At 33.6% G+C, this 13,694-nt stretch carries 9 protein-coding genes, 1 pseudogene and 1 riboswitch; of the genes and pseudogenes, 5 read left to right on the forward strand and 5 right to left on the reverse strand.

Annotation, left to right across the window (positions count from 1 at the left end):
* Position 1 precedes the first annotated feature (1 nt).
* Together C0966_RS17475 and C0966_RS17480 are read left to right on the forward strand one after the other, a co-directional pair.
* Entirely contained in the window at positions 2 to 1,642 is a 1,641-nt protein-coding gene (locus C0966_RS17475) for a DUF342 domain-containing protein (RefSeq protein WP_274856895.1), read from the forward strand.
* A 17-nt stretch (positions 1,643 to 1,659) separates the two neighbouring features.
* Complete coding sequence (locus C0966_RS17480; protein ID WP_274856896.1) at positions 1,660 to 1,971, forward strand: STAS domain-containing protein; 312 nt, start codon at positions 1,660 to 1,662, stop codon at positions 1,969 to 1,971.
* Positions 1,972 to 3,250: 1,279 nt separating this feature from the next.
* On the opposite strand, the gene C0966_RS17485 is transcribed toward C0966_RS17480, so the two are convergent.
* Positions 3,251 to 3,955, reverse strand: a complete 705-nt coding sequence (locus tag C0966_RS17485; RefSeq protein ID WP_274856897.1) for an EAL domain-containing protein — start codon at positions 3,953 to 3,955, stop codon at positions 3,251 to 3,253.
* Positions 3,956 to 4,043: 88 nt separating this feature from the next.
* A riboswitch (cyclic di-GMP riboswitch) is annotated at positions 4,044 to 4,126 on the reverse strand.
* Positions 4,127 to 4,783: 657 nt separating this feature from the next.
* On the opposite strand from C0966_RS17485, the gene C0966_RS17490 reads away from it, so the two are divergent.
* The 3 genes and pseudogenes from C0966_RS17490 to C0966_RS17500 all read left to right on the forward strand — a co-directional run.
* Positions 4,784 to 6,499: a methyl-accepting chemotaxis protein gene (locus tag C0966_RS17490; RefSeq protein ID WP_274856898.1), complete on the forward strand. Its 1,716-nt coding sequence runs from the start codon at positions 4,784 to 4,786 to the stop codon at positions 6,497 to 6,499.
* Between the two features lie 975 nt (positions 6,500 to 7,474).
* A complete protein-coding gene (locus C0966_RS17495; RefSeq protein WP_274856899.1) occupies positions 7,475 to 7,867 on the forward strand; it encodes a hypothetical protein in 393 nt (130 codons plus the stop codon).
* Between the two features lie 469 nt (positions 7,868 to 8,336).
* A pseudogene (locus tag C0966_RS17500) lies at positions 8,337 to 8,567 on the forward strand (YkvA family protein); the annotation flags it as partial.
* A 200-nt stretch (positions 8,568 to 8,767) separates the two neighbouring features.
* Here the strand turns inward: C0966_RS17500 and xerS are convergent.
* The 4 genes from xerS to C0966_RS17520 all read right to left on the reverse strand — a co-directional run bounded on the left by xerS (position 8,768) and on the right by C0966_RS17520 (position 13,649).
* A complete protein-coding gene (gene xerS, locus C0966_RS17505) occupies positions 8,768 to 9,901 on the reverse strand; it encodes a tyrosine recombinase XerS (protein ID WP_274856900.1) in 1,134 nt (377 codons plus the stop codon).
* Positions 9,902 to 10,007: 106 nt separating this feature from the next.
* A complete protein-coding gene (locus C0966_RS17510) occupies positions 10,008 to 11,177 on the reverse strand; it encodes an RES family NAD+ phosphorylase (protein ID WP_274856901.1) in 1,170 nt (389 codons plus the stop codon).
* Between the two features lie 400 nt (positions 11,178 to 11,577).
* Positions 11,578 to 12,132, reverse strand: a complete 555-nt coding sequence (locus C0966_RS17515) for a hypothetical protein (RefSeq protein ID WP_274856902.1) — start codon at positions 12,130 to 12,132, stop codon at positions 11,578 to 11,580.
* A 524-nt stretch (positions 12,133 to 12,656) separates the two neighbouring features.
* On the reverse strand, positions 12,657 to 13,649 hold the full coding sequence (locus tag C0966_RS17520) for an RES family NAD+ phosphorylase (protein WP_274856903.1): 993 nt from the start codon (positions 13,647 to 13,649) through the stop codon (positions 12,657 to 12,659).
* Between the last annotated feature and the right edge of the window lie 45 nt (positions 13,650 to 13,694).

Here is a 13,694-nt window from a genome sequence, read left to right on the forward strand (position 1 = left end):
ATTGATTAAAGAAAAAACAACAATTATATCTGAGAAAGATTTGTATGAGATCAAAGTAGAAAACGAAGAAAAAGAGACAAGATGGAAAGTCACAATGGATCAACACAAATTAAAAGTTCAATTACATGTTGAGCCTGGATATAAAATTATTCGTACAATCCCGGATATTGATCCGGACCACCACATTGAATTAAAAGTTGAAGAAAAGAAAGAAATTCATAATACCCTTAGCTATAACGAAATCATGCAAAAGTTGGAATCATTAAGGGTGAAACATGGTTTTAACCAAGATGAGATTATTAGAGCAATGGAAGCAACTGAACCAAGTACATTTGAAATTGCAACTGGAATAGAACCGAAGCCAGGTAAGGATGGTTGGTTAGAATTAAAAGTTAATATGGAAACTAATATAGGTCCAAAAGTTACAAAGGATGGCCGTATAGACTATCGGGAAATCAGAACTATACCAACAGTTGAAAAAGGAAAGGTTATTGCAGTTATACACCCGCCAACTCCTGGTCAAATAGGGTATACCGTAACGAATGAGCCTATTGCTCCGAAACAGACATTCCCAATCGTAGTCAAAGGAGGAAACGGGGTTATGGTTGTAGATGACAAAATTGTTGCGATTGAATCGGGTCGTCCTCAACTTGAGCAAAGAGGACAGCTCGTAAAAGTCTCTATCATGCCAAAGCTTACTCATCCAGGAAATGTAGATTTGTCTTCAGGAAATATTCGTTTTAAAGGAGATGTTGAGATATTAGGTGAAGTTGAGGAAAGAATGATAGTTGAAGCTGAAGGGGATATTATCGTTCATAAAACAGTAAATATGGCCAAACTTATAGCTTCAGGAGCAATTGTCACTTTTGGAAACATAATTGGTTCAGAGATTTCAGCAGGAAAAAATAATATGCTAGTTACTGAATTAGGTCATTTATTGGGGATCATTAATCAAGACGTAGAAAAAATAATTGAATTAATCAAACAGCTTACTGTATCTCCTGGATTTAAATCGGATGATTTTTCCCGTGGTGGATTTAGACCATTAATTCGTATATTGCTAGAGAAGAAATTCAAAAATTTTTCTCCTTTAGCTAAAAAGTATGTAGAGGTTGTAAGAAGAGGAGAAGAATATTTATCTGATGATGGATGGAGAGAAGTAGCAGTTTCTTTAACACACCTGTTTTTATCTTTATCAAACGAAGTTACTTCGCTAGAACGGATTATTCAATTATCTCAAAAAATGAAAGAGCTTCATGAAATGAGTAAAACACCTGTCGAACCAGATTCTTATATAACAATATCAAGTGCTATAAATAGTCGCCTTTATTGTAGTGGGAATATACTGATTTTAGGACAAGGCTGCATAAATACCAAAATTCACTCTGGCGGTACTTTAAAAGTTAGCGGCATATTACGTGGTGGAGAAGTATACGGAAGATTAGGTGTTGAAATAAATGAGGCAGGTTCGGAAAGTGGAACTTTAACCATGATTGCCGTTCCAAATGATCAAAAGATCCAAATTAATAAAGCAATGGAAGGTACTACGATAAAGATAGGTAATGTAAAACATACCTTCAAAGAAACTAGATATCATGTCATTGCACGCCTTAATGAAGATGAACGAATTGTTTTTGAATAATGAATGGGGGAAATAAAATGATTAGTTTTTCACTGAATGAAGTTGATGGGAATCTTGACGTAAAATTAGAGGGCGATTTAGATATAGACGGAACAGAAGTAATAGAAGAACAACTGATTCCCACTATGGAAAAATATAAAGCTGTAAATATTAATTTTGCAAATGTTCCGTTTGTAGATTCGACTGGAGTGGGTTTATTATTAAATGTTATACAATCTCTTAATGAAAAGGGAGTAAAGGTCACAATTTCTAACGTAAGACAAGAGATATTTGATATTTTTGAGCTTCTTGAAATTCCTGAAATAGTTGGAGAAGGTGTTTTTGTTTAATTTATTTGTAATCTCTCCTTCACTATTTTTTGTAAGGGGATGACAGTTACCTTTATTAAATAGTTAAAAGCTGTTTATATAATGGTTTCATGAGATGTGGGTAATAGCATAGCTTAATTTAACTGGACAGCCCAAAGTATGGATGTTTTCATGCTATCCTATTTGTGGGCTGTTTTTTATTTCAGTGGAAAGAAGAAACATTCAAAAGAGATTGTAGAAATCGTAAAGGAATATAGTCTGATTGTAGAAACTATCGAATAACTTAAGTCACTATATGGGTATACCAATGCTTGGGATATTAAAAAAGAAGTAATTACGGAGATAAAAGTATATCTAGTGTGAAAGTTAATAATTTTCAGGTCAAATGGTACTTTCGTTATAGTCTTTAACAAAAAAATATCAAATTTGGCTTCACTAATGAGCGAAGCAATGGTCAAATTATTTTGGTTTTTGGATACTTTTTTATCCTCTACATTCCGACTCCTCCTTTACGAAAAAACTAAGACAAACATACCTATTTAAAGATATGTTTGTCCTGGATTTTTCCCATAAGTTATTAATTGGCTAAATCAAATTATATATTGTCCAATATTTTCCCTTCAAGTGTTTTTCGGACTAATGTATCTTTGGTTATATACTTCAAGTATTAGAAGCATGAATTTTCCTCTATACCAAGATCCTTCGCAATCTGTTGAATAGGATATTTTCTTAAGTAAAGATCTTATACAATAGTCCTACTAATGGATATTATTAACGTTAATGGTTGATATTCACTGGTAAATAATTTTAAGGTTATAGCCCTTAGATAATGAAGGATAGATTTTACTTGAATCAGACCACTATATTCATCTCCATGCGGCATGGTTGTACATATTCATTTCCTTTAAAAACAGTTTTATAAAAGTATTCAAGTAAGTAGCCTCTTTATCTTCCAAATATGCTTCAATTATTGAGCTTTATTTCAACAAGGTCTTAACGATAAGCTGTTTTTTAATTCTTTTGTTGCCCATAAGAAAATAGCTTTTCAAAGTTTGGAGTAGGTATCATTAGACAGAACCTTTTCTAGTATTGTGGTATCTCTTAGTAGGTTATTTCCACCTTTGGCTTTTTCAACTTTCAATCTCGTTAACAACTGGATCAACCGTCACTTTATTAATTTTCATTGAAACTTTTTCTGCTTTTTTCTTTTTTTCTTATTTAGAAAGATAAAGCCGGAGGAGAAGTCAAACTTATACCATGTATTAATGATTCGATTAAGATACTATCCAACTTTACCCGCTTAAGAGAGTAATGTAGGTCTCCCAAGAAAGTAACCTTGTGCATACTGAACGCCAAGACTTTTTAAATCAGCTAAACTATCGTTGTCTTCAACCCCTTCAACAATTAATTCGGAGTTGAATTCGCGACAAAAGTGGAGAAGGTAGCGTATAAGATCTTTTTTTTGCTCAGAGTTTCTCAAATCTTCCATAAAATATCTGTCCAGCTTTATGAAATCAGGTTGTAATTCAATCATTGATTTTATGGAAGATGACCCTTCTCCAAAATCATCGATGGCAATTAGGAAACCAAGATTCTTAAGATAAGAAATTGATTTTTTTAACATGTTAAGATTAACGTCTTCATTTTCGTTAATTTCAAATATTAGTTGTTGACTTTTGATTCCGTTCATATTAATAATTTGATTTATAAAGGTACGGAATTTTGGGTTTATAATTGTCGATGGGAAGACATTTAAAAACAAATACCGATACCTTTCTGAATAACCTGCTTTTATGTAGGTTAGGGAAGCTTTATGGATAGACCGCGAATCTAATTCATAAAGCTTCTTTTTCTTTTTGGCAATATCAAACGGAATTTCAGGTGTAGGGAGTGTCTTTGTTCGAAAAAGACTCTCATACCCTACTACTTTCCAATTTTGAATATCATAAATTGGCTGATAATGATGAAAAAATTCATCATTACTAATTATACTGTCGATAAACAAATATCTATCCTACCTCCTTGTGTAAAAATAAAAAGCGCACAATACCAGAAAATGGGATTATGCGCTTTGTTTAAAAGCCCCCACTTCCTTCGGTAGCTCAGCCACCATAGCTTTTGCTTTAGGTCTGTAGCTTTGCGTCCTTACCTTTCGATAAGTTTGCCTTTATCGTTTTTAAGTGAGTTATTGATGAGATTATCTTAAATTATTTATAACAATATTTATAACATATAACATGATAAAAGTATAACAAATTCAAACAAAATTTGACAATTTTTTATATATAGAAATAAATTTATAGATATTTATGATTTTTAATCGATTTTTTTAAGGGCGAGACTTGGTTAAATATTAGTGTGGTGAGCTCCATCTATAGCAATACGTATAAAGTGTTCAATGAGTTTTTTTGTCTGTCGTTGTTACATCCTCGATGACAACCGTATCAAAAAGTTCCTAGAAATAATGGAGTCGGTACTTTTGGCTCTTAATCAGTGTAGAGAACGTTGATTTTTCGTAATGCAAGAGTAACTTGATAGGCTAGCTGCTATCTAGATAGATCGTCACGAACAAATGATCTCCTAACCAAACTGGCAATTCTTCTTCGTAATCATTATTTTTTTAACGGCGCTTTCTTTGTTGTTTTTTCAAATCATAAACAACCCCAACATCTTTCGCTGTGCAAGAGATATGTTCCCGGTGTCCCTGGTTTCGCCCTATTATGGTATAATTCAACAATATATGACAATTTCCGCATTTTCATACAGTAAATTCCAATCGAATTTGATGTAGCCAGATAATAATCATTGAAAAATGAAAGGAGAAATATTTTATATGAAGATGTTGCGAAATCTAAGAATCTATCAAAAATTGTTAATCTTGCTAATCATTACCGCCCTTTCATTAGGAGCAGTAGGGGCAGTTGGATTAAATTATGTAAGAGAAATGGCTCAGAAATCAGAATATACATATAAAGAAAACTTAATGCCAATTCAATGGTTAGGCCAAATTAGAATTAATAACCGCACTCTCGATTCTTATACTTTAGAGCTTTTGATTACCACGGATTCTACACGGAAATTTGAACTGAAAGAAATGATTGACTCTAAGATTGAAGAAATTGATTCAATGATTAAGAAATACGAGAATACACATATGCCGGCTGAAGCTATAAAAAAGTTCGACTACTATAAACAAATCATGAAACAGCTTCGGAAGTCGAGAGAAGAAGTCATTCAATTGGCTTCACAAAATCGAAATGATGAAGCCTACAAGCTTTATTTAGAAAAAGTTGCACCACAACGCACTCTTGCAAATAATACTCTTGCTGAATTAGGGGAGCTAAATGAAAAGATCGCCGGACAAACGAATTCTCAAAATAAGCAAGATTTTAGAAATGCAACCATCATTTTATGTACAGTCATTGCAGCAGCCCTTATCTTTTCAATTGTAGTTGGGATTCTGATTACAAAAATGATTGTAAAACCAACGGAAGAACTGAATAACTTGCTCTCTAAAGCGGAGAAAGGAGACCTTACCGTAAAAGGGACATATCAATCAAAGGATGAAATTGGTGCACTGACAGCTTCTTTTAATAACATGATCAATAGTTTGCGAGGAATTCTTCTTACTGTAAATGAAAACTCACATCAAGTGGCAACGGCATCAGAAGAGCTGACTGCAAGTGCTGATCAAACAACAACAGCTTCAAAACATGTAGCATCTGCCATTCAAGAAATAGCAAGCGCATCCGAAAATTCAAAAACCAAACTCGAGCAAAATGCAGATGCGCTGAAGGAAGCTCTTGAAGGAGTTTTACGAATAGCAGAAAAATCAACGATTGTTTCAGAATTAGCGAGAGAAAGCGAAAAAGAAGCAGAAGAAGGAGGCCAATTTGTAGAAAACAACTTAACTCAAATGAGGTCGATCCATGAATCCATTCGTAAATCCAATGAAGTTATTCAATCCCTTTCACACCGCTCTCAAGAAATAGGGAAAATACTGGATGTCATTAGCGGGATTGCTGATCAAACCAATCTTTTAGCTTTAAATGCAGCTATCGAAGCAGCTAGAGCAGGGGAGCACGGAAAAGGGTTTGCAGTAGTCGCTGACGAAGTAAGAAAATTAGCTGAACAATCGCAAACTTCAACGAAATTGATTGCAGATTTAATTAACAGTATTCAAGAAGATACAGAAGAATCTGTTCAGACGATGAGTGAAATTATGAATAATGCAGAGAAAGGTGTTAAAATCTCGGTTGAAACATCGAATAAGTTTATGCAGATTTTAGACAAAACCCGAAATATCACTCCGCAAATTGAAGAAATAACGGCAACCGTTCAGCAAATTTCAGCGAGTGTGGAAGAAGTATCCACATCCGCCTCTGAAATTGCATTACTTGTCCAAAAAAATTCTGCTAGTTTTGAAGAAATTGCATCGTCAACAGAGGAACAGCTTGCTTCCATGGAGGAAATTCATGCTTCGGCAAAATCCCTTGCCCAAATGGCAGAAGAACTGGAATCCCTTGTCAGCCAATTTAAAATCGAGTGACATAAGATGGTATTCCTTCCAATATTAAACTGCTTAATTTGTCAATTTTGAGCATTTATGCGCTGCTTTTGTCTAAAGAAAATTACCTTCCACATGGCATGGTTTAGAAAAAAAGGGCTGACTCAAGGTCTATCTTTTTATATAGATATGGTTCCAATTTAACAAACATAGGCAGATAAACATTTTATAGCTGTTTCTCTAAAGATTGCTGCATAGTAAACAAGATAGACAGATAAAAAATTCCTGCCCAAGGCAGTATTCTATTCGTAAAAAGTTCTTTCATTGATTCTCCCCAATTCAATTTACAAAAATTCGACACTTTGAATGGAGAATCTTAAAAAAAATTAAAGAAATACAAGAGTAAATAAGTTTCATGGGCGAGCAAGGCAATGACATGGAAGTAATTTTGACATGGGATAGTTGCCTTGCTCTGATAAAGTTTTTCCAAAAAATAAATTGATCATACAGCAAATTTTAGGGAGAATGGCCAGTTACAGCTAGTGTGTTGTCCTTTTGTGTAATATAAGAAAAAGGTTTTTCAGTTTTTCTGTATTATACAAAAAATGGAGAAATTCGAGAAAACAATTGAGGTAGTGGAAAAAAAATGATACGATAAAGATAAATCAAATATCTTTACAATTATTGCGTCGGAAGAACCGCCAATATCCTTTAAGGGATATTGGCTTTTTTATGATTAAGAGGGATATCTAGTGTTGCATAGATAAGTTAAAATGAAAGGGGTCTTTATTGGTGGTCGCACCTCAAAGAGTAATACGTTTTTTATTAGGAGTTCCATCTACCTTTAAGGTGATAGGATTTCTGGTGGGGATTCCTCAAGTTAATATTTTGACGGGGGAACAAAGTCTATCTTTAAGTTGCCGAATAGGAAACAAAGATAAACCTGTCGATATTTCTCCATTCCTGGAGCATGTAAAAGTCGTTCATTAAAAAGTGACACCGAAGGAGAGTTTTCCGTTGATGTATATGTATTTTCGACGAGTAGGAGGAAGCGTCATTTTTCTTACGACCCATTTTGCTTTGCAGCAACTCCAACTTAATTTTGTGGGATTTGCTATGATGTGTATGATCTCAGGAGGATATATCTCACATATTTTGACTTCTCGAATAAATTACACGAGAGCAAATCAATTGGGGCTAAGGCATTTCAAGGAATTTAAACATGCTCAGAAAATCGAGAACTATGTGTATTCTTTGATGGAAACTCTTATTGTTGCATCACTTGTAAACCTGAACTACTTTGTAGAAAACTCATTTGTTTCTAATATGATGTTTTCGCTGGGAGCTGGTTATTTATTGGTTTCTCACTTCATTCGAAATAAAGAAGAATATCGATTTTATCAAGTATAAGGATGCACCTTATCAAAAACTAAATTTGAAAAATTAAAAACATAGGGCTGTTTGACATATAACACATAACTAAATATGTCAAGCAGCCTTTCGTTGCTCTTAAATGATCACGCCCTATTCTTGAATAAACACATGGCTTATATTTACCGGCAACAGACTTTGCAGCACAAACACGGTTCTTTTTAAATGATGACTTTCCATCAACAAATGCTAGATAATTATAAAACAGTTTTATCAGAGGATATTCCAGCAAACTAAAAAACAAAAAGTGTAGAGGAAAGATATTTCCCTACACTTTCTTAAGTTTAATATAATCCTTCATCGACTACTTTCTTACCTACATACTCAATTGCCCGCTCCATATATCGCATAAATCCATCTACGGTTTCTGGATTCTCAATCTGTTTAGCGTAATCCACACCAAACAAAGGACAGTTAAATTGTTCCGGGAAAGAATAAGCTACTTACGGCGAAAGCTACCAATATCGGTGCATTAGGGTATTTCATTTTGCTTGCAGACTTAATCCCTGACATAATGGTTGGAGTAGGATATACCGACGATCTCGGATCTTTAGGAATTGCCTTATTACAAGTGGCTATTTATATCGATGAAGATATTAAAAAGAAAGCAAAAGAAAAGCTAAAAGATTGGTTCGGAGAAAGCGTAGATACATCAGATATCGATGCGAAAATTGGTTAAATTAAGAAGTAGATTTTTAATTACAAGACTGGCTCTCACAAATTTTTAATTTCCTCAAATCACATTTTTCTTTGTATCATTTTCAGTAAAAAGCAGGTTCATAGGATATTTTTGATTAAACTTTATTTAAAACCAATAATTATGAAAGCCCATCTCTAGATAGAATCCAAAGATGGGTTTTTTGTGTTACGATATTTGAATCATCTTTTATATTCCGCAATAGCTTGTTTTCTCCGCTTACCCAGTTGTTCAGCTGCTTCTGCTGCCTTTTGTTCTTCTGGGTTAGAATACAATGCTGCTGTAGTCGTAGAAGAATGTCCCAACTGTCTCATTAGCAGGTGGATATCACCCGTTTCTTCCATTAAATTTGTTGCATAGGTATGTCTTAATTTATGTGGTGACATAGCTTTATTGGTTTTATAGGCTTTTGTATATTTCTTTACAATGGTCTCAATTGAACGATTGGAAAGGGGAGTAGGGACGTTATTGGTTTTTGTTACAAATACATACTCATTATCTTCATTGGAAGCATTATACCTCTGAGGCCGTACCTCTAAATACTTCTTCACATCAAGCATGGACTCTGGAATTACCGAGATAGTATCTTTTTTTCCACCTTTTCTAATGACAGTAATACGATTTTTTTCAAAATCCAAATCCTTTAATCTTAAGTTAGCCAGCTCATTTACTCGAATCCCACTTCCCAAGAATAGGGACAAGATCGCAACATCTCTTTCACGATCTCTTTTAAAGTAGATCCTTTTTCGAGAGTTCTTTGGCAGCTCGTTTTCATATTCATTTTGGACCCAATATAAGAAATAAGTATCTTCGTTGTTTTGGAAGATTTGTGTTGAAATTTTGGATGCACGAGCTCCTAATGTTTCCTTTACTTTGTTTACTTCTATTTTTAACATGACATTCCGGTAAAAGTAAGGCTCACCATTTTCATTTTCAGTCTGAGTCGTCAGATATTTAAAGAGGGAGCGGAGAGCGGATATTTTCCTGTTTACTGATACTTTCTCAGGTTTCTTTGTCTCATCTTTCGTTACTTTTATCTCGCGTCTTTGAAGGTACTTTACAAATTTCTTTGCTTGTTCTAATTTTAAGTTTTCCAGTACAGAGTAAGGGATATCTTTTATCTCCTGGCAATTAGCAATTTTTTGATCGATGAGCCATTCAAAAAAAATTTTAAAATCGTGTACATAGTTAAGAAGGGTGGAGGGAGAGCGGCTATCAAGCTTATCATCCACATATTCTGCAACATAGTGAGGCATGTCTTTGACCATTTCCATTAATTTTTTTTCGTGGATCTTATGTTGTCTTGATTCGGCCATTTTTTTCACTCCTAATACTTTTGTCGAAATTTGTCGATTTTGCGTAAAAATCAATTTTTACGCAAAGTTTACCATAATAATATTATTGTTAACTTGTTTTGGTCAGTTAAAAGGGTAGCGTTTCAACTGTGTCAAAATCGGAATTTTCCAGTTTGTTTATGGACTCTAGTAAGGGTTTAACATCATTGAAAGTATGTACCTTTTCAATAACTAAATCTTTGTTTTTCCTAAAGTTAATAAGACAAAGATTAAAACCATCGCTACGAGTGCTGTTATATACAATTCCGTTGAACTTGTTAGCCATTACACATTGAGCGATGAAATTTGGAAAAATATATTCATATCTTAGTAGCAATCCCTTATTAAAGGAGGGGATCGAACTGAAAATCTCAATATCTAAATCTCTTACATCCCAAACTTTTAGATCTTCTAATAATAAAAATTCTGCAATATCTATAGATTCATTATCTCCTAGTGGAACTTCTTTAATGACTACATTCATATTACTTGCAAGATAAAGTGATGATATTCCGGGAGGATTATACCTACCTTGTACAGGAAAGCCCTGGGGTGGATTCCATAGTTCATCAGAAATAAATGGAGCTATACGCTCTATGTTATTTCTTTTCCTACCGCGCAAATATCGCTCTCCGGATTTTAATGTTGTAATGCCAGGTAACTTCTTTTCTTTAATCTTGTTAAAAATCTTTTTTCCAACTGGGTGATTTAAACCTAACATTGGGTTTTGTAGTAGATAATTTATAAATTCTTCACCTTTGCTTTCGGTAATTTCAAAAGTAGTAACTACTAATTCTATGGTATCTTGATACCATGCATCTACTTCATCTGTAGTCACGTATGGCTGATCACTCTCTAAGGGAGTATGGCAATTAGAACAATAAATATTAGAATATACTTCTGATTTAATGTCCTCTGGTATATCATACCCTTCAACTAACTCATAAACAGTTTTTAAATCGAACGGATCACCATGTTTTTGGGTAAATATAATGATATCATCGTTGCACCATTGACATTCTCCAATTTCTGATTCACATAATTCCGTGGCAATTAGTTTTCCGATAGAAGTAGTAAATGCATCTATGTCTTTTATTACATAAGTTCCTAGATTTATTTTGATACCACAATTATCACAGTATTCTAAAGAATCATATTCATAACCCCGAACAGTTTCTGGTATAGTATATATTTCCCATTGTTCTAGAAGGTCGAAAACATCTCTGTATTCATTGCAATTAGAACAATACATTTCCATTCAATACCCCCACTATTAAATAACTCAATTGATTTTGGTATCCCGCGTCAAAGTTTTTTTAGTTCTTTTATTGTTAGGATGTCTCTCAGGAGGGGCAATTTTTTTTATTTTTCCTTAACCTGATAAAGAATGTGCTTCAGCTGCTACCATTTATTTTAGTGGATAGCATACCCATAAATCTTTGACTTTTCCTTTAATTAAGGCAGTTTGAATGGCTGCAGTTGGCGTATTTGCACAAAAACAGCTTTGTTAATCTTCGTCGTTATCTTTATTTTCAAATATTGTTAATTCATATCTCCAATGAACTTAAAAAAATCATTAATCAAAAAAATTAATAATCTGATCCATATTTACCTCCGGTTTACAATTGAGGGATTGATTAATTCTTTTATATTTATGGTTATTTTTCATTTGGTTTTTCTTTACTTTCTTTTTCAATTTTTTCATTTCTAAGGCCAATTGTAGAAAGAGCAATACCTAATGAGACAAATGTTAAATAATCAGTATTTAAGTCGTCCAAATAGGATACAAAGGATGGGTGTTTAATCATAAGAATTGCAATAATAGATATGGAACCGAGGATAAATATAAGCGTTTTAATCGTTTCTTTAGATTGCTTTTTAAAATCGGTTGTATCAATCAAATCTGAAAAGGTAAATAAAATTGCTGCTATTGCTACTGAAAGAATAAAAGGTTTGTGTATGTAGTGATGATCCCATAATTGTAATGCATAAGTAACTACGGTGAACAATAAAAGAAGGAATCCGAATATAACAAACTTATTCCCATTTTTTAAAAGGGAATTGAACATATCAATACCAAAGAATAGTAAGGTAGTAACTACAATAATTGACAAATAGAAGGATGCTTCTGGGTGTGATGTTTTGAATGCGATAAAACTAATTAAACAGCCTGCTAAAATAAAGATTACTAAACGCAAAATAATTTTTTTCATTCTTTACTCCTTTTATATTTTTATTTTTTTAACACTTTTCGTTTTCTAACAAATTATAAGTGAAATTAGAAAATGATGGTGTTAGCTTTATATGAAACTTTTAAACCATCAATTTCCATTTGTAAGTATTGGATATATAGTTATATTATACCAAACATACATTCTAGCTGTCTATTCATATATTCGTAAAATTGATATTTTACGCATAATTGAATTTTTAAAGATTTCGACTCCCCTTGTTCTTAAACAACTTAGTAGAAACATGTACAATTCAATAGTGACATGGGACAACTAGTAGTGACCTAGACAACTCAAACCTGATTTAAAAAACCTGATGAGTATCAAGTTTTTTAAATCAAGTTTGTACATTAGCTGAATCTGATTTAAGAACGTAGCGGCGGTTTAGGACACTAAAAGAAAGTCCTAGAATGCGGCTTCTTCCGTACTTAATTACGTTTCCCGATAGTTAAGCAGGGAAATGAAGAAACTTGGCACACTCCTTGCTTTTGTCCCAATAGAATGACTCACTTTGACATGAAATTATCTTTGGGAACATACTTGAAATCAATAATCTTTACATGGGCTTTTATTTTTTCATAATCAAGGACTACAATATTGTATCCTTTATTAAATCGAACACTGGGGTAACGTATAGCTTCGAAACCTACAGACTTTGCTACATCAGCGACAAACCGAGTGAATACATAATGTGGTTTATACCACCCCTCGCCTTCATCTGGTGAACTCAGCAATGATGAATACTGAATTGCCTGAACGATGTTATTGTCTTGTAAATCCTTATCCATTAAGTCCAATATCTTCATTTTCTCCGGGACGTCGACTTTTGCGAGCATAATCCCCTCTTCGGGTGACCTCGTTTCATAGTAACATGTTAATTCATCTTCAGCTAAATAGAGTACCTGCCTACCTGCATGGTTGTATCTACCTTCCTTTATAATCTTCTTTTCTGGAGCTAAGAAGTCTTCATTGACATAAGAATAATTTCTTTTGTACATTCTTGCTCTAAAAAGAGGTTTGGGCAGATTCGAAGGTGTCATTGTTTTTGAAAAAGCTTCGATTTCATTATAGACTTGCTGAGCGAATGGATGACTTAACAATAAAAATGGGGTTCTCTCTGCAATGGAAGCAATTTCATTTACATTATTTTCAAAATTATCTGGGACATCAAAGCTCATATCATACGGCCAAATATGACCAGAAATAAATTCATTACAGTTTGGACATTTCATATGCTTAGATAATTTGGTAAACTCCTCTTTTGTGAATAACTCTCTTACACGACCGCCTTCATAAAATGTGTCAAGAGGTATAGAATTAGTTTGAAAATCCATATCCCTGCTATAAATACCTGGCCACTTTTTTATAAAAGCATCTACACAACTATCGCAATAAAACGTACTGACATTGAACCATGAATCCAAATCGTGATAAAAAAGCTCACTCAACGCGTCGAGCAGGTTTTCTTTAGTTAATCCTTTTTTCCAGTCGCCCAACATGTTATTCCCCCTTTTTGTTGTTTTCTTAGCATGCAAATGTACTCT

This window comes from Bacillus methanolicus (assembly GCF_028888695.1).
GTDB classification, from domain to species: Bacteria; Bacillota; Bacilli; order Bacillales; family Cytobacillaceae; genus Bacillus_Z; species Bacillus_Z methanolicus_B.